General features: G+C 55.9%; 22 protein-coding genes. 12 read left to right on the top strand and 10 right to left on the bottom strand.

All coding sequences use genetic code 11. The features are described 5' to 3' along the window. Nucleotides 1–25 precede the first annotated feature (25 nt). The 6 genes from ybiO to rhtA form a co-directional block, all read right to left on the bottom strand. Entirely contained in the window at nt 26–2,236 is a 2,211-nt protein-coding gene (ybiO, locus tag ACOTXD_RS05965; RefSeq protein ID WP_061856305.1) for a mechanosensitive channel protein, read from the bottom strand. Nucleotides 2,237–2,356: 120 nt separating this feature from the next. Further along, nucleotides 2,357–3,079, bottom strand: a complete 723-nt coding sequence (glnQ, locus tag ACOTXD_RS05960) for a glutamine ABC transporter ATP-binding protein GlnQ (RefSeq protein WP_003858465.1) — start codon at nt 3,077–3,079, stop codon at nt 2,357–2,359. Continuing rightward, a complete protein-coding gene (glnP, locus tag ACOTXD_RS05955) occupies nt 3,076–3,735 on the bottom strand; it encodes a glutamine ABC transporter permease GlnP (protein ID WP_003858462.1) in 660 nt (219 codons plus the stop codon). The genes glnQ and glnP overlap by 4 nt, the downstream gene beginning before the upstream one ends. 93 nt (nt 3,736–3,828) lie before the next feature. Next, nucleotides 3,829–4,572 (bottom strand): glutamine ABC transporter substrate-binding protein GlnH, encoded by a 744-nt coding sequence (glnH, locus tag ACOTXD_RS05950; protein ID WP_003858455.1) that lies wholly within the window; start codon nt 4,570–4,572, stop codon nt 3,829–3,831. A 361-nt stretch (nt 4,573–4,933) separates the two neighbouring features. Beyond that, nucleotides 4,934–5,437: a DNA starvation/stationary phase protection protein Dps gene (gene dps / locus ACOTXD_RS05945; RefSeq protein WP_000100801.1), complete on the bottom strand. Its 504-nt coding sequence runs from the start codon at nt 5,435–5,437 to the stop codon at nt 4,934–4,936. A 298-nt stretch (nt 5,438–5,735) separates the two neighbouring features. Beyond that, the gene (gene rhtA / locus ACOTXD_RS05940) at nt 5,736–6,623 is read right to left on the bottom strand and encodes a threonine/homoserine exporter RhtA (protein WP_022650655.1); all 888 of its coding nucleotides are present in this window, start codon (nt 6,621–6,623) and stop codon (nt 5,736–5,738) included. 354 nt (nt 6,624–6,977) lie between these two features. Here rhtA and ompX point away from each other — a divergent pair, with 354 nt between their 5' ends. Continuing rightward, nucleotides 6,978–7,496: an outer membrane protein OmpX gene (gene ompX / locus ACOTXD_RS05935; protein WP_003858450.1), complete on the top strand. Its 519-nt coding sequence runs from the start codon at nt 6,978–6,980 to the stop codon at nt 7,494–7,496. Between the two features lie 115 nt (nt 7,497–7,611). On the opposite strand, the gene ACOTXD_RS05930 is transcribed toward ompX, so the two are convergent. Both ACOTXD_RS05930 and mntS read right to left on the bottom strand, forming a co-directional pair. Continuing rightward, nucleotides 7,612–9,195, bottom strand: a complete 1,584-nt coding sequence (locus ACOTXD_RS05930; protein WP_061856306.1) for a phosphoethanolamine transferase — start codon at nt 9,193–9,195, stop codon at nt 7,612–7,614. Between the two features lie 269 nt (nt 9,196–9,464). After that, nucleotides 9,465–9,593 carry a manganase accumulation protein MntS gene (gene mntS / locus ACOTXD_RS05925; protein ID WP_017384915.1) on the bottom strand — a complete coding sequence of 43 codons (129 nt, stop codon included), beginning with the start codon at nt 9,591–9,593 and terminating at the stop codon, nt 9,465–9,467. A 183-nt stretch (nt 9,594–9,776) separates the two neighbouring features. On the opposite strand from mntS, the gene mntR reads away from it, so the two are divergent. From mntR to ACOTXD_RS05875, 10 genes are all read left to right on the top strand, one after another. Next, a complete protein-coding gene (mntR, locus tag ACOTXD_RS05920; RefSeq protein ID WP_022650657.1) occupies nt 9,777–10,250 on the top strand; it encodes a manganese-binding transcriptional regulator MntR in 474 nt (157 codons plus the stop codon). Next, a complete protein-coding gene (locus ACOTXD_RS05915; RefSeq protein ID WP_017384914.1) occupies nt 10,247–11,356 on the top strand; it encodes an anion transporter in 1,110 nt (369 codons plus the stop codon). Before mntR ends, ACOTXD_RS05915 begins: the two co-directional genes overlap by 4 nt. Nucleotides 11,357–11,457: 101 nt before the next feature. Further along, nucleotides 11,458–12,552 carry an HlyD family secretion protein gene (locus tag ACOTXD_RS05910; RefSeq protein WP_015571057.1) on the top strand — a complete coding sequence of 365 codons (1,095 nt, stop codon included), beginning with the start codon at nt 11,458–11,460 and terminating at the stop codon, nt 12,550–12,552. After that, nucleotides 12,549–14,120 (top strand): DHA2 family efflux MFS transporter permease subunit, encoded by a 1,572-nt coding sequence (locus tag ACOTXD_RS05905; RefSeq protein ID WP_015571056.1) that lies wholly within the window; start codon nt 12,549–12,551, stop codon nt 14,118–14,120. The genes ACOTXD_RS05910 and ACOTXD_RS05905 overlap by 4 nt, the downstream gene beginning before the upstream one ends. Beyond that, nucleotides 14,120–15,643: an efflux transporter outer membrane subunit gene (locus ACOTXD_RS05900; RefSeq protein ID WP_061856307.1), complete on the top strand. Its 1,524-nt coding sequence runs from the start codon at nt 14,120–14,122 to the stop codon at nt 15,641–15,643. The genes ACOTXD_RS05905 and ACOTXD_RS05900 overlap by 1 nt, the downstream gene beginning before the upstream one ends. 176 nt (nt 15,644–15,819) lie before the next feature. After that, entirely contained in the window at nt 15,820–16,188 is a 369-nt protein-coding gene (locus ACOTXD_RS05895; RefSeq protein WP_071787975.1) for an NlpC/P60 family protein, read from the top strand. Beyond that, nucleotides 16,098–16,685, top strand: a complete 588-nt coding sequence (locus ACOTXD_RS05890) for a YbjP/YqhG family protein (protein WP_306768321.1) — start codon at nt 16,098–16,100, stop codon at nt 16,683–16,685. The genes ACOTXD_RS05895 and ACOTXD_RS05890 overlap by 91 nt, the downstream gene beginning before the upstream one ends. 150 nt (nt 16,686–16,835) lie before the next feature. Continuing rightward, nucleotides 16,836–18,212 carry a glycoside hydrolase family 1 protein gene (locus ACOTXD_RS05885; protein WP_022650662.1) on the top strand — a complete coding sequence of 459 codons (1,377 nt, stop codon included), beginning with the start codon at nt 16,836–16,838 and terminating at the stop codon, nt 18,210–18,212. A gap of 51 nt (nt 18,213–18,263) precedes the next feature. Continuing rightward, entirely contained in the window at nt 18,264–19,586 is a 1,323-nt protein-coding gene (locus ACOTXD_RS05880) for a PTS sugar transporter subunit IIC (protein WP_023324365.1), read from the top strand. A gap of 15 nt (nt 19,587–19,601) precedes the next feature. Continuing rightward, nucleotides 19,602–20,318, top strand: coding sequence for a GntR family transcriptional regulator (locus ACOTXD_RS05875; RefSeq protein WP_015571043.1), 717 nt, complete (start codon nt 19,602–19,604; stop codon nt 20,316–20,318). A 41-nt stretch (nt 20,319–20,359) separates the two neighbouring features. On the opposite strand, the gene ldtB is transcribed toward ACOTXD_RS05875, so the two are convergent. Then, nucleotides 20,360–21,280, bottom strand: coding sequence for a L,D-transpeptidase (gene ldtB, locus ACOTXD_RS05870; protein WP_003858435.1), 921 nt, complete (start codon nt 21,278–21,280; stop codon nt 20,360–20,362). 222 nt (nt 21,281–21,502) lie between these two features. On the opposite strand from ldtB, the gene ACOTXD_RS05865 reads away from it, so the two are divergent. After that, nucleotides 21,503–23,098, top strand: a complete 1,596-nt coding sequence (locus tag ACOTXD_RS05865; RefSeq protein ID WP_003858434.1) for an ABC-F family ATPase — start codon at nt 21,503–21,505, stop codon at nt 23,096–23,098. Between the two features lie 91 nt (nt 23,099–23,189). Here ACOTXD_RS05865 and ACOTXD_RS05860 read toward each other — a convergent pair whose 3' ends face one another. Next, a complete protein-coding gene (locus ACOTXD_RS05860; RefSeq protein WP_061856308.1) occupies nt 23,190–25,553 on the bottom strand; it encodes a TIM-barrel domain-containing protein in 2,364 nt (787 codons plus the stop codon). Nucleotides 25,554–25,555 lie beyond the last annotated feature (2 nt).

Raw genomic sequence — 25,555 nt, 5'->3', positions numbered from 1 at the left:
AAGGCGAAGCCGCCACCCGGCTCGTTTACAGCGTCGGCTCCTGCGGAGGGAGCGGCGAAGCGGGCGGCGACAATACCTGATACGTCTGCACCGGCGCTCTCACGTTCGCCAGATCGAAGTGTTTTTTCACTATGCTGTCGAGGGCGAAGCGCACCGTCCACTGCTTCAGCGGCTGGGTGGTGAACGACACGCGCAGGGTAAAGGCAGTGTTCGTCAGCCCGACGATGCCCGCGAACGATGGTTCACCAATCACCAGCCCGCGAATATCCTCCATCTCCATCAGTTCGTTCACCGCATCCCGCAGCGCCTGCTTCGCCTTATCTGCATCTTCGTGACGATCGACATCATAATTCGCCACCACCGAACCAATGCCGCGCACAAAGTTGGCAAAGGTGGTGATCGATGACCACGGAATAATGTGGTACGCGCCGGTATCCTGACGCACGCCGACGGAGCGAATGGACATCCTCTCGACCGTGCCGGTGAGCGGACCGATGGTCACCAGATCCCCGGTATTCATCCCGTTCTCAAACTGGATAAAAATGCCGGTGATAATATCCTTCACCAGCGTCTGAGAACCGAAGGAGATCGCCAGCCCCAGCGCACCGGCACCCGCCAGCAGCGGGGCGATATTCACGCCGATTTCTGACAGCACAATCATGATGGTGATGGTACTGATGATGACCGCCAGCGCGTTGCGGAACAGCGTCAGCAATGTGCGGGCCCGCGCGCTGGGCAGGGGCCTGCCGTGAATATCCGACACCAGACGGTTCTCGATGAGGCTCGCCAGCAGCGTCCAGCCGACGGCAGAGAAGAACAAAATCAGCGCGATGCGAATCAGAATGTCGACCGTTTTTTCACCTGCGCCGTTATGCAGCCAGTTCCAGAAATCAAACAGGCTCCACGCGTTAAGGAGCAGCATGATCGCCACGCAGACGGTGAGAATGCGCGCCACCTTGAGGGATACCGACATCCAGCTGTTCACCCGTTTTTGCAGTTCCGGGTAATTACGCTGTACCTGCGGCGACAGGGTGATGGTTTTCGAGATCCAGCGCGACAGCAGCCCCGAGACAAATGCCGCGATGCCGATAATGGCCAGGCTTTTGAACGTCGCCCCCATCATAAATTTCAGGCTATTGCCCGGGTCGAACAGGGAGAAGAAACAGAGCACAATAAAATAGGCGCTGGCCAGCCAGTGCCACACCAGCGCAAAGGCGCGAATAAAGAGGCTGAAAAAGGAGAGGGAGCGATCGGCCAGGTGCAGCAGGCTGTCGGTGATCGCTTTTTTATTGTGGAAGATGAGGTACAGCGCCCAGACGGTAATGCACAGCATGATCAGCACGTTCGCCAGCGCCCCGAACTGCACGTTAACCTGGTTGGAAATAATCGGCACGGCAACCAACAAGCCATAACCAATCAACCCGCTCAGCACGCTAAGCCGCACCGCCCAGTATTTGGCGCTCTGATCCGAAATGGCGAAGGGGCGAAGGTCAGGCACGCGTGGGCAGAAGATCAACCGCAGGAGGGCTTTAAAGAACTCAATCAGGGCAAACGCATTGAGGAACAGTCCCTGCTGAAACGCGATGGTTTTGTTTCCGGTATTAAGGCGGTCAGCCAGCAGCTGACCGACAAAAAGCGTCAGGGCCAGCAGCAGCAAATCGATGACAAACGCCCCGGTAATCATTGCCGGAAGATGCAGCCAGCTGCTTTTATGCTGATTCTTTTTGCGTCCCCACTGTCCCATTTTCCGGTAAAGCGGCCAGACAGACAGGCGCAACAGCCAGTAAAAAATGAAGACGGCACCAGCCAGAATAGCAAACTGGGTGGCGGCGGCGGAAAAGGTGTGAGGATTAAAAGGCTTATGTGAGGTGCCAACCAGGTTGCGATAGAGCTGGGCAAAACGCGACGACAGGGCTTCCCCGTAGCGGCGACTGATGTCGGTGACGTTTTCCAGCACCGTTTTTTCTTCTTCGGCTTCCGGCGGCGCAATAGCAGGAACCGGATCCTGAGGCGGCGTGGCGGCCACCTTCCTCAGCTGATCGATCAGCTCCTGCCGGGACGTGTCGTTCTCAAGCACGTCGGCAAGCGCGCCGTAAGCGGCTTTTTTCTTTTCAGCGTCTGGCTCTGGCGGCGCATTTTGCTGGGTGGCGGTGGCTCCGGTGGTGACGCCGGGAAGGGTTACAGCAAGTGATGGCGCGCTAAACAGGCTAAACAGTAGCAACAGGATCCACGGCACGGCGTCCTCCGACAAAAATATCGTGCAAAATGATAAGTATAGAGCGCGCGGAGCGGAGGGGAGTTTTTGGGAACAATCCGGCATAAAAAAGCCGGGCATGCCCGGCTCTGTGTGTGGTTATCAGGAGACGTGTTGCAGGAACTCCTGAAGGCGCTGGCTTGGTGGGTTCGCAATCAGCGTCTGCGGATTACCGTCTTCCGCGATGCGGCCCTTATCAATGAAGATCAGACGGGACGCTACTTTTTCGGCAAAGCCGATTTCGTGGGTAACGATGACCATCGTCATGCCTTCTTCCGCCAGATCCTGCATAACTTTCAGCACTTCGTGACGCAGCTCCGGGTCGAGTGCCGACGTTGGCTCATCGAACAGCATCATCTTTGGCTTCACCGCCAGCGCACGGGCAATGGCCACGCGCTGCTGCTGGCCGCCGGACAGCTCGGAAGGATAGTGGTGGGCACGCTCCGCCAGACCAACCTTCGCCAGCAGATCTTTTGCCAGCGCTTCCGCTGCCGCTTTGCTGGCCCCGCGCACGCGCAGAGGACCAAACATCACGTTTTCCAGCGCCGTGAGGTGCGGGAACAGGTAGAACTGCTGGAACACCATGCCCGCTTCCTGGCGGATCAGGCGCTCGTCCACTTTCGGATCGTTAACCTTCAGACCATCGACGATCAAATCGCCGCTGGTGATCTCCTCAAGCTTGTTAATGCAGCGCAGCAGGGTGGATTTACCGGAACCGGACGGCCCGATGATCACCACCACTTCGCCCTGCCTGATGTTCAAATCGATATTGTGCAACACCTGGGTTGGGCCAAAGTGCTTGGAAACGTTTTTAAATTCAATCACAGGATTTTCATCCTTCTTTCAAGACGACGCAGAACAAAGCTCAGGACAAGCGTGATAATCAGGTAGACAACGGCGACCGCACTCCAGATTTCCAGGGCGCGGAAGTTACCCGCGATGATCTCCTGGCCCTGACGGGTCAGCTCGGCCACGCCGATAACAATAAACAGCGAGGTGTCTTTGATGCTGATGATCCACTGGTTACCCAGCGGCGGCAGCATGCGGCGCAGCGCCAGCGGCAGGATCACGTGACGGATGGTTTCGCGACGGGAAAGACCTAACGCCAGGCCAGCTTCACTGAATCCTTTATGAATCGACAGCACCGCACCGCGGGTAATTTCCGCAATGTAGGCGCCGGAGTTGATCATGATGGTGACAACGGCGGCGCTGAACGGGTCGATGCGCAGGTCGGTGAAGGCCATCGGCAGGGCGAAGTAGATGAACATGACCTGCACCACAATGGGTGTGCCGCGGATCACTTCGATGAAAACCAGTGCGATGTGATTTGCAATCCAGCCACCGTAGGTGCGGGCGAAACCGGCGACAAGACCGATAATCAACCCGCCAACCAGACCGAGGACCGAAATCCACAGGGTCATTTTAGCGCCTTCAAGCAAGAGTGGAATGGCAGGCCAGATGGCGCTCCAGTCAAACTGCATGATGTATTCCTGTATACCGTGGTGAAAAACGAAAAACGTAGGCCCGGTAAGCGTAAGCGCCACCGGGCGTTACAAACCTGAAGTCAGGTGAAATTATTTAGGCTCGGTACCGAACCATTTTTTGTAGATTTCGTTATAGGTGCCGTTCTCTTTCAGGGTTTTCAGCGCGCCGTTCACTTTATTACGCAGGTCGTCGCTGCCTTTCGGGAATGCAATACCGTACTGCTGAGCTTCCAGAGAATCACCTACCGCTTTGAACTTGCCGTTACCGGCAGTTTTGATGAAGTAAAGGATGTTAGGCGTATCGTGCAGCACCGCATCCGCGCGGTTGGTGCCCAGTTCCATGTAAGCGTTGTCGATGTTCGGGAACTGACGCAGGTCTTTGGTTTTGATGTTGGCTTTCGCGTAATCAACTGAGCCAGTGCCGCTCTTCACGGCGACCACTTTACCGTCGAGATCTTTCACGCTTTTCACATCGTTGTTATCCGCTTTCACCATCACCAGCAGGCCGCTTTTGTAGTAGCCGTCAGAGAAATCGATGGCCTTTTTACGCTCTTCGGTAATGGTGATGCCTGCCAGCGCCAGGTCAACGTTTTTGGTTTGCAGTGCCGGGATAATGCCGCTGAAGTCCATTGGCTTCAGGGTGTAATCCAGTTTGAGTTCTTTTGCGACAGCGGCCCACAGATCCACGTCAAAACCAACGTATTTATCACCCTGTTTAAATTCAAACGGTACGAACGCCGTGTCCGTCGCCACAACCAGTTTGTCGGCAGCCTGCGAGGACACCGCAAACGCCAGGGTAAGTGCAGCCAGTGAAACTTTTAATACAGACTTCATAGCATTTCCTTTTATATCCACGGGGCGATCCCCTGCGAGAACCTCAGGCACAATGAAAAAATCATGCCAGTTTTACAAGCTGTTGTTTTGCAAAGGGGATGATGTCACGCATTGCACGAAAAGCGTGGCAATCCTGCCAGGTTGCACCAGAATGGAGCACCGTTTTGGTGCGCTTCGTTAAGGTCTTCTGACAGGGGGATATTTAGCGCAGAATCTGACGAAAAAACAATCTTCCGTTAACGGTTGTGTGAGGTGATTATTACATTTTATTCACTTTTGCGGCCGTTGCGGGCAAAAGTGCGCACCATAAATGTGCAAAACCCCCGCCAGGGGCGAGGGTTATTCGGAAAATCCGCAGGGATTATTCGATGTTGGACTCAATGAACCACAGGAACTGATCCAGGTCGCGTGATGCGGCAGTGAAGATATCAGCAGTATCTTCATCTTTGGCTTCGCCAATCGCTTTACGAACATCATTCGCCACAATCGCGTAGCGGTCCGCCAGCTCTTTCAGGTGATCCTGAACGGTATGGATATCCAGCGGATAGCTTTTCAATGGCGTTTTGCTGTTGATCACCTGTGTGGTACCCAGTGCCACGCCACCCAGCTGTACGGCACGTTCGGCCATGGTATCCAGGTGAGTCACCAGTGCTGTGCGGAAGCCATCCAGCATTTCATGAACGGCAATAAAGTTTGCACCGCGCATATTCCAGTGAGCCTGTTTGGTGATCAGCGAAAGATCGATGAACTGGACCACCTGGCGATTCAGCAGCTCAATGGTCGCTTTTTTATCGCTATCCGATACATCGTTACGGGTATAAAGCAGATTAGACGCTTTCGTTTTCACCAGTTTAGCGGTACTCATAATCTCATATCCTCTTGATGTTTGTGTCCCAGGTAATTACGGGACTAAGTATAGCACCGGATTTTTTCTCTGCGGTTTGGCTCTGCCTATTGGTTTAATAGTGAAAGTAAGATTGTATTATCAACTGATTGAAAAATAAGTAGTTTATTAAAGTTGATACAGATCAATCTTAATTCATTCTTCGGGAAGCCGGGCAGGTGAAATATTTTGGCAATACAAGATAGTTTGTAAGAAATTATTTGAAGTACTGACGAGGCGTATATTCTGCATGGCGGGTTAGCCATGCAGAATTTAAGGCCTAGTTGAGATCGATTTTTTGCACTTTAGGTTCCGGGCGCATGGTCAGGGTGGAGCCCATTGACGCCGCGATAATGGAACAGAGCGCCAGCGTTTGTACCAGGGTCAGGGTTTCACCGAGGAAAATCATTCCTGAGATGGCGGCCAGCGCGGGCTCCATGCTCATGAGCGTACCAAAAATGCGCGTGGGCAGGCGCGTCAGGGCGATCATCTCCAGAGAGTAGGGCAGGGCCGTAGAGAGAATGGCAACCGCCAGACCAACCGGCAGGATTGACCACTGCCATATTGAGTCTGTCGCTTGTGCCATTCCGATTGGGACAAAGATTACGGCGGCAATTAGTGAGCCTAAGGCGACCGTCGCGGGGCCGTGCTCTTCGCCCGCACGCTGGCCAGTGAGAATATACACCGCCCAGCATGCCCCCGCGCCCAGCGCCAGAGCTGCCCCTGTCAAATCGATTTGTGAAACGCTTTGCCCGAGCGGCAGCAGGAACCATAGCCCCAGCACGGCCAGTATGACCCAGATAAAATCTACCGGACGACGAGAAGAGAAGAGGGCAACCGCCAGCGGGCCGGTAAATTCAAGCGCGACCGCGATCCCCAGCGGGATAGTCTGAATAGAGAGATAGAACATGTAGTTCATCCCTCCCAGTGCCAGCCCATAAAAAAGCAGTGGTAGTCGCTGCTCCTTTTTAAACCGTAGCCGCCAGGGTTTAAAGATAACCACGAGGATCAGGGTGCCTAATGCGATACGCAGCGCCGTGACGCCGGGCGCACCAACCAGCGGAAACAGCGATTTTGCCAGCGACGCGCCGCTTTGTATGGACATCATCGCGATAAGTATGACTGCCACCGGCATCCAGACCGACGATTTACGGGGTAAACCTGGCATCCTTTCTCCTGTCAATTTTTGTCAAAAGAGGTAAAAGTCGCAGTGTAATGGAAATAAGCTGCGACGGTTGAGCTACTGTTGAAAAAAATCCAGGGAAAATCCGTAAAATGAGGAAAGGTTGATGCTTTTATCGCCTGAAAGATTAGGAATAATCTGGATGAACTTTCTGGCGATGACGCGCACTATTAGCGTTTGAAGGTGAAAATCTGGAGTTATTTTAACAAGATAGCTGGTGCTGGAAATGTTCTGTTACAGGAAAGGTCGCATTAGACATCGTGAATGACAAAGAGTTTCACAGATTTTTTTGATATATTTAAAACTTACGGACTTACTTGAAGCACATTTGAGGTGGTTATGAAAAAAATTGCATGTCTTTCAGCACTGGCAGCTGTTCTGGCTGTTTCCGCAGGTACCGCTGTAGCGGCAACTTCTACTGTAACTGGTGGTTACGCTCAGAGCGATATGCAGGGCGTGATGAACAAAACCAACGGTTTCAACCTGAAGTACCGTTACGAGCAAGACAACAACCCGCTGGGTGTGATCGGTTCTTTCACTTACACCGAGAAAGATCGTACTGAAAATGGCTCTTACAATAAAGGTCAGTACTACGGCATCACCGCGGGTCCTGCTTACCGCCTGAATGACTGGGCAAGCATCTACGGTGTTGTAGGTGTTGGCTACGGTAAATTCCAGCAGACCGAAAACCAGGGTCTGAACCGTACTGCAAGCAACAGCGACTATGGTTTCTCCTATGGCGCAGGTATGCAGTTCAACCCAATCGAAAACGTTGCTCTGGACTTCTCCTATGAGCAGAGCCGTATCCGCAACGTTGACGTTGGCACCTGGATCGCGGGCGTAGGTTACCGCTTCTAATCACTTCGGTGAGCCAGTAAAAAATCCGCCCTTTGAGGCGGATTTTTTTGTTTGTACCCTCTCCCCGTGGGAGAGGGCCAGGGTGAGGGCATTAGCCCGCACGAAACGGCAGAAATTACTTACTCTTAATATCGAAAATATCCGTCCCAAGATGGTTATAGTCGACTTTCTGTAACTTAAAGTTGGTAATGTAAACTGGCGGGCCCTTCTTCCCGGAGATAAACGGGTAATCATTTTTTATCTCTTTCGCCTTAATCCCCGTCCACTGTGAGAAGAATTTCAGGAAATCGTTCGCGGAACGGCGCGCTTTTATAATGCGATGCGTTTTGTCATCACTCGACAGCACCATAAACGGTACCTGGAAGTTCTGCTGGAACTTGTCATCGTGGGCCAGATACTGCACCTCTTTACCGCGCTCCTTAAACGCCAGACCATGGTCAGAGAAATAGACCATCGAGAAGCTGTCGCCGCTGTTGCGCAACTGCCCGTACAGCTTGCTGAGGAGATCGTCGGTTTGCGTCATGGTGTAGAGGTAGCAGGACGTCTCTTTGGATTGCACAAACTCCGCATATTTTCCCCCGGTACGATCGCATGCCTGCGGGTGTGACCCCATCAGGTGCAGGACAATCAGCTGCGGCTGGGTGCGCTGAGTAGCAAAGACCTGCGCCGTCATTTTTAGCAACGCTTCATCTTTTGTGTTTTTATCGGCTTCGAAATCACCGCTTTTCAGGAACTGTACCTCGTCGGCACGCTTCGCGATGCTGGCGATGGCGGTATCATATTCGCCGATCTGTCCCTGATTAGAGAACCACCATGTCTGAAAACCTGCCCGGTTGGCCAGGGTGACAAAATTATCCTGAAACTGCGGTTTTCCATCCACCACGCGGTTGAGCGTCAGACCGAGTGATTTCTGCGTCGAGCCGCTGGCCGCCACGTAGTCGGTAAACAGCGTACCGTTAACGACGCTGGCAAACGGCGTGTTATCCCAGTGACCGCCAAACGCGCCGAGCGCATCGCGACGCGCGCTTTCTCCGATCACCACCACGTAGGTGTGATACTTTGGTTTCACCGCCAGCACGTTCCAGGTGTCTTTCATGGTGGAAAGCTCGGCCATACGTGCCTGCTCGTCGAGCACTTCCTCGTTATTCACCACCACGTCTTTGACGAAGCGAAACACCGGATAGCCGGTATCTTTAAGCTTAAACACGCCGCCCCAGGCCAGATTTTGTACCGGCGCAACAAAAAACGTCACCACGCTAAAGGCCAGGCACAGGCTTTCAATTTTACCCCATGCTTTTTTCCCGACGGGCTTACGGCGAACCGCAATCACGCCGAGGGCAAAAATGAAAAGGCCAACCACGTAGTTGTACCACGGAAAGATCGTCAGGATCTCTGTGGACTCTTCCATATTGGTGGAGTGGAGCGCCAGCAGGGTATTAAAGTTTGGCGCGCCATAGGCCTGGCCAAACGGGAAATAGGCGGCAGCAACCAGAGAACAAATCCCGATAAGCACCTTCTGCATGCGCGGTGCGCTTCGCCAGAGAAGGTGAAGAATACAGGTGAACCCGACGGCATAAAGCAGGCTAAAGGGGTAGCCAAGAGCAAAGTTAATCAACAGCGATTGCAAAAAATAGAATCCCGTCCACGGGCTTAAGCCCCGGCTGCGGGTAACAAGTGTATCAATCAGGGTTACGTTCATAGATCACTATCACGAAAACGCCATGTGCTCACCCTGGCGTCAAGGGTCAAAGCCTGCCGGACAGTGCGTGGAAAGGGAATGAGAGGTCCGCTTCAGCGAGCCGCAAATTGTGCAGGGCTGCAAGAAGATAGTGCGAGCGTGAATTAAGGTCAACAGTTGCTAAACAGATGTTTTGCGAAGGGGGCTGCAAATACGCAAAAATAATCGGGAACAGGCCAGCTTACCGCGAAAGTGTGACAGGAAAATGAAGCGGCGTACCGCGACGCCGCTTAGTGGGAAGAGTTGTCGTCCTGCTGGGGTTTGGCGTTAAACATATCGCACAGCATGTTCAACAGCATCAGGCGCACTTTAAAAGGAGAGTGGGTAAACACGTTCATACACCTCTTGAATTCGTTCATAAGACCTCCTGATTCATGATCCCTTCGATCCGTGAAGGGTGACTGCATTACATACAGATATAGCACAGGCTATATTGTATAGCTATGGCTAATTCGTTAATTTTTTGTGCTTGTAGAGCTATGGTTTACAATGTGCGCTCCGTTACAGGGCGCTGGAAGCGTCAACCCCATTGAGGAAGCACAATGAACCGTCGCGCAGGTAAGCCAACAACAAAAAAAACGACGCAACTGGTGAACGTTGAAGAGCATGTGGAAGGCTTCCGCCAGGTGCGCGAGGCGCATCGCCGGGAGCTGATTGATGATTATGTCGAACTGATCTCTGATCTGATTCGTGAGGTTGGAGAAGCGCGCCAGGTGGATATGGCCGCACGCCTTGGGGTGTCGCAGCCAACCGTTGCCAAAATGTTAAAACGTCTGGCGTCGGTCGGGCTGATCGAGATGATCCCCTGGCGCGGGGTGTTTCTCACCGCTGAAGGCGAAAAACTGGCGCAGGAGAGCCGCGAGCGCCATCAGATCGTCGAGAATTTTTTACTGGTGCTGGGCGTCAGCCCGGAAATTGCCCGTCGGGATGCCGAAGGTATGGAACACCACGTCAGCGAAGAGACGCTGGTGAAGTTCCGCGAATTTACGCTCAAATACGGTCCCTCCGCTGAATGAACATCCCCGGCTTGCAGGCCCTGAAACGCGATCGCTTTTTCCATCTTTTACTTATCACTGGCGTTGGGCTCAGCGTCTTTGTGCCCTTCACGCCGCACACCTGGCCGGCGGCCATAGACTGGCGCACCATTATTACCCTGAGCGGTTTGATGATGCTCACCAAAGGCGTGGAGCTGAGCGGCTATTTTGACGTGCTGGGGCGCAAAATGGTGCGCCGCTTCGCCACCGAGCGCAAGCTGGCCCTGTTCATGGTCTTTTCGGCGGCGCTGCTGTCGACGTTTCTCACTAATGACGTGGCGTTGTTTATCGTGGTGCCGCTTACGCTCACGCTGCGTAAACTGTGCGAAATACCGGTTACCCGTCTGATTATCTTTGAAGCGCTGGCCGTCAATGCGGGCTCGCTGCTCACGCCGATCGGTAACCCGCAGAACATTCTGCTGTGGGGACGCTCCGGCCTGTCGTTTACCGCATTTACCGGGCAGATGGCGCCGCTGGCGCTGGCGATCGTGGCGTCGCTGCTGGCGGTGGGCTGGTTTGCTTTCCCGAATAAATCGTTGCAGTACCACAGCGGTACAACCGGCCCCCAGTGGCAGCCGCGTCTCGTCTGGAGCTGCCTGGGGCTGTATATCGTTTTTCTTATCGCGCTGGAGTTAAACCAGGCGCTGGCTGGCGCGCTGCTGGTGGCGTGCGGCTTCCTGTTCCTCGCCCGGCGGGTGCTGGTGAGCGTTGACTGGACGCTGCTGCTGGTGTTTATGGCGATGTTTATTGACGTCCATCTGCTGATCCAGCTCCCGGTATTGCAGAACGTTCTCCATAGCGTCAGCGGTCTGTCGCAGCCGGGATTATGGCTGACGGCGATTGGTCTCTCGCAGGTGATCAGTAACGTGCCGTCCACCATTTTGCTGCTTAACTATGTTCCCCCTACGGTACTGCTGGCGTGGGCGGTCAACGTCGGCGGCTTTGGGCTGCTGCCCGGCTCGCTGGCTAACCTCATCGCCCTGCGGATGGCCAACGATCGCCGCATCTGGTGGCGCTTCCATTTATGGTCAATCCCGATGCTGCTCTGGTCAGCGGCGGTCGGTTTCGGACTATTCCTTCTCATATAGTGCGCAATTTGTCAGTTTTTCCTGGCAAATGTATAGCAACGTCCTAGCTTTAGTGAACGGCATAGTGTGATGCCGCTCACTGACAGGACCGTTGCTGAACTATGGCAGAAGATCAAAACCCACCTGCTGACGAGCAGGATCAAAACAATAACGAGCGCAAGCGCCCGGGGAAAAAACCGTTAATTATCCTTGGTATCGTGGTCATCGTGATGGTGATTGTGGCGCTGGTCTGGTGGTTTTTAACCCGTAACGAAGAGACCACCGACGACGCCTTCACCGATGGCGACGTAGTGACCATTGCCCCAAAAACGGCAGGCTACGTCACAGAACTTCGCGTACGGGATAACCAGCGCGTGAAAAAAGGGGATGTGCTGGTGGTGATCGATCCGCGTGATACCACCGCTCAGCGCGATCAGGCTCAGGCCCAGCTTGGGCTGGCGGTTGCGCAGTTGCATCAGGCCCAGGCGCAGCTGGCGCTCTCGAAGGTGCAATATCCCGCCCAGCGTGATGAAGCCAAAGCCCAGGTACTTAAAGCCCAGGCGGATATGGCCAACGCGCAGGCGGAGTACCGCCGTCAGCGCGGCGTTGACCCGCGCGCGACCACGCAACAAAGTATCGATGCCGCGAACGCTCAGCTGCGCAGTGCGCAGGCGGGGCTGGCCAGCGCCCAGGCGCAGCTGGAGGTGGCGGAGCAGGTCCAGCTGCAAATCCGCCAGCAGGAGACCAACGTCGAAGCCCGCGAACGCCAGGTCGATCAGGCCAGAGCGCAGCTGGAAACCGCCAACCTGAACCTCTCTTATACCGAAGTCCGCGCCCCGTTCGACGGTTTCGTCACTAAACGCAACGTCCAGCCCGGTACGCTGGTGCAGGCCGGCACGGCGCTGTTCTCGCTGGTTTCCCCGAACGTGTGGGTGGTGGCGAATTTCAAGGAGTCGCAGCTTGAGCGCATGAAGCCGGGCGACAAAGTGACCGTGTCCGTCGATGCCTGGCCGGATATGGAGCTGGAAGGCCATATCGACAGCATCCAGCAGGGCAGCGGCTCGCGCTTCTCCGCCTTCCCGTCGGAAAACGCCACCGGTAACTTTGTGAAGATCGTTCAGCGCGTACCGGTGAAAATCGTGATTGACAAAGGGCTGGATCCGAACAAGCCGCTGCCGCTGGGGCTGTCGGTTGAACCGAAGGTCACCGTGGAATGACGGATCACAGCCACGATAACTGGAAGCCCGCCAGTAACCCGTGGGCGGTGGCGATTGTGGTCACCCTGGCGGTGTTTATGGAAATTCTGGACACCACCATCGTCAACGTGGCGCTGCCCCACGTCGCGGGGTCGCTCTCGGCCAGCTATGACGAATCCACCTGGGTGCTCACCAGCTACCTGGTGGCGAACGGCATCGTGCTGCCGATTTCGGCCTTTCTCAGCCGCCTGTTTGGCCGCAAACAGTTCTTCCTGATCTGCATTGTGATGTTCACCATCTGCTCGTTCCTGTGCGGCATCGCCACCGAGCTATGGCAAATCATCCTGTTCCGCGTGATGCAGGGGTTCTTTGGCGGCGGGTTGCAGCCTACCCAGCAGTCGGTGCTACTCGACTACTTTAAGCCGGAGGACAGGGGCAAAGCCTTTGGCCTTTCATCCATTGCCATTATCGTCGCGCCGGTACTCGGCCCCACGCTGGGGGGCTGGATCACCGATAACTACTCCTGGCGCTGGGTGTTCTTTATCAATATCCCGGTAGGGATTGTGACGGTGCTGGCCATCTATCAGCTGCTGGAAGATCCGCCGTGGGAGAAAAAGTCGGAAGAGAAGCTCACCGTCGACTGGACTGGGATCGGCCTGATCGCCCTCGGTCTTGGCTGTTTGCAGGTGATGCTCGACCGGGGCGAAGATGATGACTGGTTCTATTCGAACTTTATCCGCACCTTCGCGGTACTGACGCTGGTCGGTATTATCGGCGCCATCTACTGGCTGATGTATGCCAGAAAGCCGGTGGTGGATCTGCATTGCATGAAGGATCGCAACTTTGCGATCTCCAGCCTGCTGATGGCGGGGATGGCGATGATCCTGTACGGCAGTTCGGTGGTTATTCCTCAGCTGGCGCAGCAGGATTTGGGCTATACCGCCACCTGGTCCGGGCTGGTGCTCTCGCCCGGCGCGGTGCTGATTGTGCTGACCATCCCGCTGGTGCTGAAGCTAATGCCGGTGGTGCAGACGCGCTGGATCATCGCCTTCGGCTTTACCTGCCTGGCGGTGTCGTTCTTCTGGTCCCGCACGCTGACGCCGGATATCGATTTCGAAACGCTGGTGCTGTTCCGCAGCGCTCAGTCGATTGGACTGGGGTTCCTGTTTGTGCCCCTCACCACAATTGCTTTTATCTCGATCCCGAGGCGGCTTAACGCCGACGCGGCGGCGCTGTTTACCATGTTCCGCAACGTGGCCGGCTCGATTGGGATTTCGCTCTCGACGGCGGCGATCACCGAGCGCTCGCAGGCGCACAGCGCGCATCTGGCTTACCACGCTTCGCCGTTTAACGAGCAATTCCAGCTGGCGATTCGCGAAAGCGCCCAGGCGATCCAGAACTTCACCACTCAGGTGGGCGATCCGACCGGCATTGCCACCGGACGGATGTACCAGACGATGATCGAGCAGTCGCGCTTTCTGGCCTACATTGACGTCTTCACCATTCTGAGCGCGGTGGCCTTATTACTGATTCCGTTTTGTTTGTTGCTCTCGCCGGTTAAGAGCGAGGGGAGTGCAGGAGCACACTGATGATACACAGACGTTTACACCCCCTGATGATAATGATGCTGCTGGTGGGTTGCGCCGTCGGGCCGGACTACCAACAGCCTGCACCGCTCGCCACCACGCACTGGAACGATAAGGGCGACAGCGCGGTGAAATCGCAAACTTCCTCCGCCGCCACTAACCCGCGCTGGTGGAAAACCTTCGGCTCGCCGCAGCTCGACAGCCTGATTGAACGCGCCATCGCCGGAAATCTGACGCTACAGCAAACCGTATTACGCATTGCCGGGGCGCGCGAACAGATTAACCAGGCCGGCGGGGCGTTTTTCCCGTCGGTGAATGGCAATGTGCAGGCGACGCGCCAGCAGCTTGGGCTGGAAGGGGAGCTAAAATCCCACGGTGTGTACGACCAGTTGAATAATGTCGATCCTGAACTGCGGGGCGCGTTAGGCCCGCTGACGCAGCCGATTAACCTCTATCAGGGCAGCTTCGACGCCCAGTGGGAAATCGACCTGTGGGGCAAGGTGCGCCGTCAGGTAGAAGCGGCCGAGGCGCAGCAGCGGGCAGCGATCGAGCAGCGTAACGATGTGCTGGTCTCGCTGGAAGCCGAAGTGGCGCGGGCGTGGCTACAGCTGCGTGGGGCGCAGAGCATCATTGCCACGCTTAATACGCAAATTGAAAGCGCACAGCAGACGCTGGATCTGACCGAAAGCCGCCAGCGGGGCGGGCTGTCGCCGCAGATGGACGTGGAGAACGCCCGGGCGCAGCTGGGCAACCTTGAAGCGCAGCTGCCGCAGTATCAGGCGCAGGAACGCCAGGCGATGAACGGGCTGGCGATCCTCCTTGGCAAACCGCCGGGGGCGCTGGATGCCGAACTGCAATCCGTGCAGTCGATGCCTGCCCTGCCGGATATTGTGCAGACCGGTATTCCGTCCACCCTGGCGCGCCGTCGCCCGGACGTGCGCGAAGCGGAGGCGAATCTCCATGCCGCCACGGCGCAGATTGGCGTCTCGGTGGCAGAGCTGTTCCCGAGCTTTACCCTCTCCGGGCAGTTTGGCTTGCGCAACAGCGAATCCAACTGGCTAACCGACTGGAGCAGCCACTTCTACAGCTTTGGCCCGCAGGTTTCCATACCGATTTTCCAGGGCGGTCGGCTGGTCTCCAGCGTTAAGGTGGCGCGCGCGCAGCAGGGGGCGGCGGTGCTGGACTATCGTCAGACGGTGCTGACGGCGCTCGGCGACGTTGAAAACGCGCTGGTGAGCTATCGCACCGACCAGCAGCGTGAAGCGGGCCTGGCGAAAACCATCGACGCGCTGCAAAACGCCTTTGATCTCGCCAGCGACAGCTACCGGCAGGGGATCGCCAGCTTTATTGACGTGCTGGACGCCCAGCGTCAGCTCGCTCAGGCCGAACAGCAGCGGGCGCAGGCGCAGGTGCAGAGCGCGCTTGATCTGGTGGCGCTCTACAAAGCCCTCGGCGGCGGTTGGGAGCCGTATCAACAGGTGCGGCTGCCAGACTACAGCGTCTTTGGCGACGCCCCGCGCGGATAATCTGTTAACAGCGATGACTCTGGCCGGATCCGCGCAGCGAATCCGGCCTTTTTATTGGGCGCGAAATAAATATTTTGACCGGACAAATTTAAGCATTATTTAGCCAACATCAGGTTAATGACTGGCACAATAATTCCGTTCTTACTTACTTACTTACTTACTTAAGGGAACTAAGAATGAGTTGGAATAAAGATGTTGCTATTTCACACCTCCGGTCACACGCTCTTGGTCGTTCGCATAACGAATGTGCGACTTTTACCAGAGAGGCTATAGCGGCAGGCGGCATTCGTCTGGAGAGAACGCTAAACGCAAAAGATTATGGGCCATCATTATTGCGGGCGGGATTTCGTGAAGTCCCGCCGGGTTCAACATTATTGAGCGGTGATGTCGCAGTGATCCAACCTTATCCGGGAGGAAACTCCAGTGGGCATATGACAATGTATGATGGGACACAATGGATCTCCGATTTCCGACAGCGCAGCATGTACCCTGGTCCAGGGTATCGCGCAGCTCAACCGACTTTCAAAATATACAGGATGAATTGATGCGAGCCGCAATAGTGTTAGGCGTATGCTTGCTCTCAGCTTGCTCAGTTAAGCCGGAACAGAGCGCGCCGACGCGAGTACATTCTTTTTACGCCACGTATCTGATGTCACTTACAAGTAGCGACAATGAATATTCGCCGTCTGATCTGCGCGTATATGTCTCTGCTGACACGATTAAGAGACTGGATGATATAGAGTCGATACCCGAACAAGACCTGCTTGGATCTGATTACTTCGCTTATGCGCAGGACTATGATCCCGCCTGGGTGTCGGCGTTAAATGTCGGGCCAGCCAAATCGTTTATGGGAGGTGAGGTTATGCCAGTCTGGATCGGGAGAGAAAACGGCGGAAAAGTAGAGTTGCAGGTATTCGTTCGTCGTGAGGCTGGCGCATGGAAGATATACAGGGTTCGTGATGTCACCGACAACTATGAGCATCCCATATTCAATGCCGGAGCAATTGCCCAGGCAAAAGTTGCAGCCGAAAGCGGGCTTTAAACGTTAAACAGGAACTTAGCCTCGGCAACTGCCGGGGCTTTTTATTTCCATCAACCTCACAAAAAACGATCCACACCTTTGATCGACATTTCATTTTCGCCTATATGACTAGTCATGAAATTTAAATGACTAGGCATAAAGGGAGCAACCATGAACAAATCACTGCCAGCCAACTTTTTATGGGGCAACTCGGTATCCAGCATGCAGACGGAAGGGGCCTGGAATGAGGGCGGGAAGGGGATGTCGGTGTATGACATTCGGGAAGCCGGTGAAAACATCTCTGACTGGAAAGTGGCGACCGACTCCTACCACCGCTACCGGGAAGATTTCGACCTGATGCAGGATCTGGGCATGAACTGCTACCGCTTCCAGATCTCCTGGAGCCGCATCTGCCCGCAGGGTGACGGCGAGTTCAACGACGAGGGCATCGCCTTTTACGACCGCTTTATTGACGATTTGCTCGCCCGCGGTATCGAGCCGATGGTCTGTCTCTACCACTTCGATATGCCGCTGGCGCTGGCGCAGGAGTACAACGGCTTCAACGATCGCCGCGTGGTGGACGCCTTTATCCGCTACGGCAAAAAGATGATCGACTGCTTCGCTGACCGGGTGAAGTACTGGCTGACCTTCAACGAGCAGAACATTTTCCATATGCCGGAAGCTTTTCGCATTTCCGGTTACATGAAAGGTGAGCAAACCCTGCGCGAGCTGTATGAGCTTCAGCACCATGCGATGGTGGCGCACATGACTCTGACCGAATACCTGCACCAGACTAAGCCGGGCAAGCTGATGGGCGGCATGCTGGCGCACCAGCTGATTTATCCGGCCACCTGCAAACCGCGCGATATCTTCTGCGCCCAGCAGTACGACGAATTCCTCAACCAGAACCTGCTGCGCGTCTTCGCGGGCCAGGGCTACAGCCCGGCGGTAATGGCGGTCGTGGAGCAGGAGGGCTTCGGCGATATCTACCGCGCAGACGATCTCGCGCTGTTTGCGCGCACGAAGAACGACTTTATGGCCTTCAGCTACTACGCCAGCAAAACGCTGGACAGCGATGCCATCCCGGAAGGCACGCCGGTTAACTATTACCTGCTGCACGGCGAGAAAAACAATCCGTACCTGAAGGCCACCGAGTGGAACTGGCAGATCGATCCGCTGGGCTTTCGCACCATCATCACCCGCTACGCCAACGACTGGCGGATGCCGGTATTCCCGATTGAGAACGGTATTGGGGTGATTGAGTCCTGGGATGGCGTGGATCCGGTTGAGGACACCTACCGCATCGACTACCACCGGGCGCACATCGAGGCGATGAAAGCGGCAATATTCGAGGATGGGGCAGAGGTGATGGGCTATCTCGGCTGGGGGTTGATTGACATTCTCAGCTCGCAGGGTGACATGCGCAAGCGCTACGGCGTGGTCTACGTCAACCGTGAAAATCACGACCTGAAAGACCTGAAGCGCGTGCCGAAGAAGAGCTACGCGTGGTTAAAACAGGTTATCCATACTAACGGACGCGAGATGTAAGCCGTACGCTGCCGGGCCGTTTTTGTGACTGATTAATGGGAACACTCCGCTATGTCTGAAACAAAAATAACACCGCACATGCAGTCTTTTGTCGATAAATTTGTAGAGTTCTCGGCGCGCCTGGCAAACCAGGTGCATCTTCGCTCCCTTCGCGATGCCTTCGCCACGGTAATGCCGATTTTCATCCTTGCCGGTCTGGCGGTGCTGGTGAATAACGTGGTGTTCCCGTGGATTTTTGCGGGCGACACGCTTACGCAGTTTAAGGTGTGGGGCGAGGCGATTATCAACGGCACGCTGAACATCGCCGCGCTGCTGCTGGCCCCGATGATCGCCTGGTCGCTGGCGCGCAACAAAGATTTCGACAATCCGGTCTCGGCAGTGGTTATCGCCGTCAGCAGTTTCATTATCATGATGCCGATGCGCTTACAGATTACCCCCGTCGGCAGCGACGCCACGGTGAACGTCACCCAGGTTCTGACGTTCGCCAATATTGGCTCCACCGGGATTTTCGCCGGGGTGCTGATTGGGCTGCTCTCAACCGAGCTGTTTATCGCCATTTCACGGCTGAAGGCGCTGCACATTTCGCTCGGGGAGAACGTACCGCCAGCGGTGAGCAAATCCTTTACCGCGCTGATCCCGACGATCCTCACGCTCTCCCTGTTTGCGGTGCTGGCGGCCATACTGGCGAACGTGCTGCACACGGATCTGATCCATCTCATTACGACATTTATTCAGCAGCCGCTGCGGTTGATCAACACCAGTCTGCCCGGGACGATTTTCATCTACAGCTTCGGTAACTTCCTGTTCACGCTCGGTATTCATCAGTCGGTGGTCAACAGCGTGGTGCTGGAGCCGTTCCTGCTGATCAATACCAATGAGAATATGCTGGCCTTCGCCAACGGCCAGCCGATCCCGCACATCATCAACAACATCTTTGTGCCGACCTTTGGCATGGTGGGCGGGACGGGCAGCACAATCTCATTGCTGATCGCTATCTTCATCTTCTCAAGACAGAAATCAGCGAAGCAGGTGGCGCGTCTGTCGCTGGCGCCGGGTCTGTTTAACATCAACGAGCCGGTGATTTTCGGCCTGCCGATAGTCTTTAACCTACCGCTGATGATCCCGTTTGTGCTGCTGCCTGCTATCGGGATTTACTTTGCGTGGCTCTGTACCACGCTGGGGTTCATGTCGCGCTGCGTGGTGATGATCCCGTGGACGACCCCGCCGATCCTTAGCGCCTGGCTGGCGACGGCGGGGGACTGGCGGGCGGTGGTGGTGCAGTTGGCAATCATCGTATTTGGTGTATTCTTCTACCTGCCTTTCCTAAAGGTGGCCGAGCGAGTGGCCTTGAAAAACAGCGGGATAGAAAACTAACTGAAAGGAAGGAAGATGGCGGCGAAGTACATCACCATAGCGCGGGAAATTAAGAAACGCATTATTACCCAGCAGTACGCCGCCAATGAACCGCTGCCGGACCAGTTCGCGCTGGCGGCGGAGTTCAGCACCAGCCGGATGACCATTCAGCAGGCGATGCGCCAGCTGATCGTTGAAGGGCTGGTCTATACCCGACAGGGGCAGGGCACGTTCATCCGCAAAAATTTCCTCCAGCTTTCCCAGTGGGATCTCTCCGGCAGCGACTACTTCGGGGCGACCAAAACCTGGGAACATTTAGGCACGGTGACGAGCCAGGTGGTGCACTTCGAACTGCGCTTCCCGAACGAGAAAGAGCAGGCATCGCTGATGATAAATCCGGATACGCCGATCTATGACTTTATCCGTCTGCGTTTACTAAACGGTGAGCCGATGTCTCTGGACGCCACGGTAATGCCGCTCAATCTGGTCCCCGGTCTGAACAAAACCCATCTTGAAAGTTCGGTATTCCGGTATGTGCAGGAGACGCTGGGGCTGAAGATCATGGGATCGTATCGGGTGGTGCGGGCGCTGAAGCCCAGTGCGCTGGATATGCAGCACCTTGTCTGCGAGCCAACCGACCCGGTGCTGGAGGTAGAGCAGGTGATCTATCTGGAAGATGGTACGCCGCTGGAGTACGCCCATTGTCACTATCGCTATGACCATGGCGGTATCGTTATCGTGAATAACGGATAAAAAAAAGCGGACTTCAAGGTCCGCTTTTTTAATTATCACGATTAGTTTAAACGCACCGGCATACCGGAACGGTTCTGAATCGCCTGGTCAACGATGGTCGTGTCAACATCCGCCTGAGAGGTAACGGATTGCACCGCGCTGGTCAGCTTAATCGGTACGATTTCGTTGTTGTTGATCTGATCTTCGCTGGTGGACAGCGGGTTATGCACTTCAATGTAACGGCTGCCGTCCGGCTCTGACGTCGCTTTCACCGGTTCGTTAATGAACTGCACGCGCGTACCAACCGGCACGTTATCGAACAGGAATTTGATGTCTTCATTACGCAGACGCACGCAGCCGTGGCTTACGCGCAGGCCGATACCGAAGTTGGCGTTTGTACCGTGGATGGCATACAGACGACCAATGTACAGCGCGTACAGACCCATCGGGTTATCCGGGCCGGCAGGCACAACGGCTGGCAGCGGTTCACCGGCAGCAATGTACTCAGCGTGCATTTTGGCGGTCGGCGTCCAGGTTGGGCCCGCTTTCTTACGCTCCACTTTGGTGGTCCAGTTCAGCGGGGTGTCTTTACCCAGCTGACCGATACCGATAGGCAGAACGATCACGGTGTTGGTGCCTTTCGGGTAGTAATACAGACGCATTTCGGCGCTGTTAATTACGATACCTTCGTGCACGGTATCCGGCAGGATCAGCTGCTGTGGAATGTTGAGTACGGTACCCGCTTTCGGCAGATACGGGTCAACGCCCGGGTTCGCTTCCAGCATGTTAGACAGGCCGAGCTGATACTGCGCCGCGAAGTATTCCAGCGGCTGAGTGTTACCTTCCGGCACCGTCACCACCTGGTTTTCACCCACCAGACGGCTTCCGTCTGTCGGCAGGGGATACGTCACCGCAGACGCGGTCTTACAAAAACCTACTACGGCTAACGCCGCCGCAAAAAGCGTTGTTAATTTCATGTTCATGTTATGCGAGGTATCTAAGCCATTCTGGCGATGAGTTGATAAGTCTGAATCAGTAATGGGAGCGCATTATATGTGCATTCCCGTTAACTGGGAATTCAGATGTGTACGAAATCACATTTTTTTCGATTTTGTTAAAGTTTAGTGGATTACTGCAACACGGGATCTCAATTCGGAATTGTGGCATAATGCCGCGTTTATCACACTTTTCGCAGGAATCTCTCCGTGTTAGTTACCAGCAACGTCACTATGCAGTTTGGCAGTAAGCCGCTGTTCGAAAATATTTCCGTCAAATTTGGCGGCGGCAACCGTTACGGCCTGATTGGTGCCAACGGTAGCGGAAAATCCACCTTTATGAAGATCCTCGGCGGTGACCTGGAGCCAACGCTCGGTAACGTGTCGCTCGACCCTAACGAGCGCATCGGTAAGCTGCGTCAGGATCAGTTCGCCTTCGAAGAGTTCACCGTGCTCGACACCGTGATCATGGGGCATGCGGAGCTGTGGGAAGTGAAGCAGGAGCGCGATCGTATATACGGTCTCGCTGAGATGAGCGAAGAAGACGGTTACAAAGTGGCCGACCTGGAAACGCAATACGGCGAAATGGACGGCTACTCTGCGGAAGCGCGTGCGGGCGAACTGCTGCTGGGCGTCGGCATTCCTGTTGAACAGCATTATGGTCCGATGAGCGAAGTTGCGCCAGGCTGGAAGCTACGTGTGCTGCTGGCGCAGGCGCTGTTCTCTAACCCGGACATCCTGCTGCTCGACGAACCAACGAACAACCTGGACATCGACACCATCCGCTGGCTGGAGCAGACGCTGAACGATCGCGACAGCACCATGATCATCATTTCGCACGACCGTCATTTCCTGAACATGGTGTGTACCCACATGGCGGATCTGGACTACGGCGAGCTGCGCGTTTATCCGGGCAACTACGATGAGTACATGACTGCGGCAACCCAGGCACGTGAACGTCTGCTGGCCGACAACGCCAAGAAGAAAGCGCAGATTGCGGACCTGCAATCCTTCGTCAGCCGCTTCAGCGCCAACGCCTCTAAGTCGCGTCAGGCGACCTCGCGTGCGCGTCAGATCGACAAAATCAAGCTGGAAGAGGTTAAAGCCTCCAGCCGTCAGAACCCGTTCATCCGCTTCGAGCAGGACAAGAAGCTGTTCCGTAACGCGCTGGAAGTGGAAGCTCTCACCAAAGGCTTCGATGAAGGCCCGCTGTTCAAAAACTTCAACCTGCTGCTGGAAGTGGGCGAGAAGATTGCCATCCTCGGCGCCAACGGCGTGGGTAAATCCACTATGCTGAAAACCCTGGTGGGTGAACTGCAACCGGACAACGGAACCGTGAAATGGTCTGAAAACGCGCAGATTGGTTACTACGCGCAGGACCATGAATATGAATTCGAAAACGATCTGACTGTCTTCGACTGGATGAGCCAGTGGAAGCAGGAAGGCGACGATGAGCAGGCGGTACGCAGCATTCTGGGGCGTCTGCTGTTCAGCCAGGACGACATCAAAAAGCCCGCCAAAGTGCTCTCCGGTGGTGAAAAGGGCCGTATGTTGTTCGGCAAGCTGATGATGGAAAAACCGAATATTCTGGTGATGGACGAACCGACTAACCACCTGGATATGGAATCGATCGAATCCCTGAACATGGCGCTGGAGATGTATCAGGGCACCCTGATCTTCGTCTCTCACGACCGTGAGTTCGTCAGCTCGCTGGCGACCCGCGTGATCGAAATTACGCCAGAGCGCGTGGTGGACTTCACCGGTAACTACGAAGATTACCTGCGCAGTAAAGGTATCGAGAGTTAAAAAATAGCCGGGTGGCGGCTTCGCCTTACCCGGCCTACATTTTATCCCCTCTCCCTGTGGGAGAGGGTTAGGGTGAGGGCTACAGGCCGCACTACACCACCCACTCGCCCCCTTCAACTCCATTCACCCGCAGCGTACGTTTTTCCTCCGCCGGTAATGATACCTTCAGCGCCTTCCATGCCGGACGATAGTCGCCGCGAGCGTTCACCTTCAGGTTGATACTTGCGCCATCACACACCATTTCCCATTCCACCCACAGCGCATTGCCGTTCAGGTAGCCCCAGCTTTCACCGTCGTCTTCAAACAGCAGCCCCGAGGTTGTGCCGACGCCTTTCACCGGGAACAGCTTCAGCTCACGGGTATCGTCTTTATCGGCGCTCACGTGACGGATGCGCTCGCTGAGCGGCAGACCGGCCCCGGCGCGCACCAGCAGCGGCAGTTTTTCCAGCGGCGCATCAAGGACGATCGCTTGCCCGCCCGCATACCACGCGTGGGTGTAAAAATCGTACCAGCCGGTTTCGTTATCCGGCAGCCAGACGCGGCGCTCGCGCTGCCCGGCTTCGACGACGCTGGCGACCAGCAGGTCGCGGCCCAGCAGGAAGTCGTCGCACTCTTTGAAGGTTTGCGCATCGTGCTCGTGGTCGAGGAAGGTCGGGCGCAGCATCGGTTCGTCGTCGGCGTGCGCCTGCCAGAGCAGGGTGTAAAGATACGGCAGCAGGCGGTAGCGCAGCTCAATCGCGCCGCGGATGGCAGGCGTGACGCCCGGATACATCCACGGCTCGTTCACCGTGTGGTCATCGTTCCACGAGTGAATGGTAAAGCGCGGGTGCATCACGCCGTTCTGCACCCAGCGCACGAACAGCTCGGCGTCCGGCTTGTCGCCGGAGAAACCGCCGACGTCGTGCCCGACGTTGAACAGCCCGGACAGGCTCATGCCCAGCCCCATGCGGATGTTATAGCGCAGGGTGTCCCAGTTGGTGCGGTTGTCGCCGCTCCAGGTCTGGACGTAGCGCTGCATCCCGGCGCAGCCGGAGCGGGAGATCAGATACGGACGCTTTTCCGGCGCAAAGCGCTGCTGCGCTTCCAGCGAGGCGCGCATCAGCAGCAGCGGCATCACCGGGCGAATATGCTTGATGGCTATCTCCTTGCCGAAGCCATAGCAGCGCGCTTCCCCGTCCCACACTTCATACTCGTTGTTGTCGTTCCAGGTGGAGTCGATGCCCATCTCCAGCAGCTGCGTGGTCACGCCGTTCTGCCACCACTGCACCGTCTGCGGGTTGGTGAAGTCGAGGTGCGATCCTTCGTCATCCCAGAAGCTGGAACGTTCAGGCGCATCGGTTTCTGAATCGCGAATGAACAGGCCGCGTTCCGCCACTTCGCTGTAGCGGGGATGATCCTGCAACAGACAAGGCTTGATGTTGGCCGCAAGCCGCAGCCCCGCGTCGTGGAACGCCTGGCTCATCACCTTCGGCTGCGGCACTTTGTCGTAGTTCCAGTTAAAGACGTAGCGCTTGCCGTTAATCGAGGTATAGCCGGAGGAGAGCTGGAACGAGTCGCACGGAATGGCATGCTCTTCGCACAGGCGAATAAAGTTCATCAGCTGATTCTGCGCGTCCGGCGCGTCGGTGTAGTGCATGGTTGAGCCGCTGTAGCCCAGGCTCCATTTCGGTCCGAACAGCGTTTTTCCGGTCAGGCGAACAAAGGCTTTAGTGACGTCCAGCACGCGCTTGCCGGTAAAGATGTAGTAATCGATATCGCCCGCTTCCGCCTGCCAGCGGCGGTAGGCGGTGTGATAGTTGTCGATCTCGTTACCCAGATCCAGCCAGCAGCTGCTCAGGTTATCGTAGAACAGACCGTAGCTCACGTCGTCGCGACGGGTGAGGGTGAACGGGATGTGCTTGTACAGCGGATCGGTGCTGGCCGCGTTATAGCCCATCGCGTCCAGGTTACGCATCTCGTAGCGTTTGCCGTTGCGCTGTAAATCGCCCGCTTTCTCACCCAGACCGTAAAAACGTTCATCCTTACGGCGGCTGAGATAGTGCGCCACGCCGTCACCGTGGGCGTTCAGCAGGTAGGCGCTGGTCGGGCGGTCATTGACCAGCGGCTGCCACTCGCCCGCGTCATTGCGGTAGTGCCACTCCAGCCACAGCGGCTGGTGGACGGTGACGCGCAGCTGCTCGGTTGCCACGGTTAACGTATCGTCCTGCTGCGTCAGCGTCCAGGCGGGGCAGGAGAAGCCGCTGATATCGTCACGACGGCGACCTTCCCACGGCACGTCTTTTTCCGGTGCGATGCTCCAGGTGCGGTCCAGCGCCAGCTCGCCCTTGCGCTTGATCAGCACGCGGAACAGGTTCTCTTCCAGCACATACAGGCACAGGCGGTGCTGGCTATCGACCAGCAGTTCCAGATGGTTTGCCGACTGCGTATCCAGGGTCCAGTTTTTCAGGGTTTTCATAT

The sequence above is a fragment of the Enterobacter cloacae complex sp. CDL013 genome (genome assembly GCF_049238805.1).
Classification (GTDB): domain Bacteria; phylum Pseudomonadota; class Gammaproteobacteria; order Enterobacterales; family Enterobacteriaceae; genus Enterobacter; species Enterobacter hormaechei_C.
This window is presented reverse-complemented; position numbering and strand designations above follow the sequence as displayed.

What these genes read in the sequence shown, in the direction of transcription:
- ldtB (WP_003858435.1), bottom strand. Translation starts at nt 21,280, where the DNA reads ATGAACATGAAATTAACAACGCTTTTTGCGGCGGCGTTAGCCGTAGTA.
- ACOTXD_RS05900 (WP_061856307.1), top strand. Translation starts at nt 14,120, where the DNA reads ATGATACACAGACGTTTACACCCCCTGATGATAATGATGCTGCTGGTG.
- mntR (WP_022650657.1), top strand. Translation starts at nt 9,777, where the DNA reads ATGAACCGTCGCGCAGGTAAGCCAACAACAAAAAAAACGACGCAACTG.
- rhtA (WP_022650655.1), bottom strand. Translation starts at nt 6,623, where the DNA reads ATGCCAGGTTTACCCCGTAAATCGTCGGTCTGGATGCCGGTGGCAGTC.
- ompX (WP_003858450.1), top strand. Translation starts at nt 6,978, where the DNA reads ATGAAAAAAATTGCATGTCTTTCAGCACTGGCAGCTGTTCTGGCTGTT.
- ACOTXD_RS05895 (WP_071787975.1), top strand. Translation starts at nt 15,820, where the DNA reads ATGAGTTGGAATAAAGATGTTGCTATTTCACACCTCCGGTCACACGCT.
- ACOTXD_RS05910 (WP_015571057.1), top strand. Translation starts at nt 11,458, where the DNA reads ATGGCAGAAGATCAAAACCCACCTGCTGACGAGCAGGATCAAAACAAT.
- ACOTXD_RS05885 (WP_022650662.1), top strand. Translation starts at nt 16,836, where the DNA reads ATGAACAAATCACTGCCAGCCAACTTTTTATGGGGCAACTCGGTATCC.
- glnH (WP_003858455.1), bottom strand. Translation starts at nt 4,572, where the DNA reads ATGAAGTCTGTATTAAAAGTTTCACTGGCTGCACTTACCCTGGCGTTT.
- dps (WP_000100801.1), bottom strand. Translation starts at nt 5,437, where the DNA reads ATGAGTACCGCTAAACTGGTGAAAACGAAAGCGTCTAATCTGCTTTAT.
- ACOTXD_RS05890 (WP_306768321.1), top strand. Translation starts at nt 16,098, where the DNA reads ATGGATCTCCGATTTCCGACAGCGCAGCATGTACCCTGGTCCAGGGTA.
- mntS (WP_017384915.1), bottom strand. Translation starts at nt 9,593, where the DNA reads ATGAACGAATTCAAGAGGTGTATGAACGTGTTTACCCACTCTCCTTTT.
- glnP (WP_003858462.1), bottom strand. Translation starts at nt 3,735, where the DNA reads ATGCAGTTTGACTGGAGCGCCATCTGGCCTGCCATTCCACTCTTGCTT.
- ACOTXD_RS05930 (WP_061856306.1), bottom strand. Translation starts at nt 9,195, where the DNA reads ATGAACGTAACCCTGATTGATACACTTGTTACCCGCAGCCGGGGCTTA.
- ACOTXD_RS05880 (WP_023324365.1), top strand. Translation starts at nt 18,264, where the DNA reads ATGTCTGAAACAAAAATAACACCGCACATGCAGTCTTTTGTCGATAAA.
- ACOTXD_RS05905 (WP_015571056.1), top strand. Translation starts at nt 12,549, where the DNA reads ATGACGGATCACAGCCACGATAACTGGAAGCCCGCCAGTAACCCGTGG.
- ACOTXD_RS05915 (WP_017384914.1), top strand. Translation starts at nt 10,247, where the DNA reads ATGAACATCCCCGGCTTGCAGGCCCTGAAACGCGATCGCTTTTTCCAT.
- ACOTXD_RS05875 (WP_015571043.1), top strand. Translation starts at nt 19,602, where the DNA reads ATGGCGGCGAAGTACATCACCATAGCGCGGGAAATTAAGAAACGCATT.
- ACOTXD_RS05860 (WP_061856308.1), bottom strand. Translation starts at nt 25,553, where the DNA reads ATGAAAACCCTGAAAAACTGGACCCTGGATACGCAGTCGGCAAACCAT.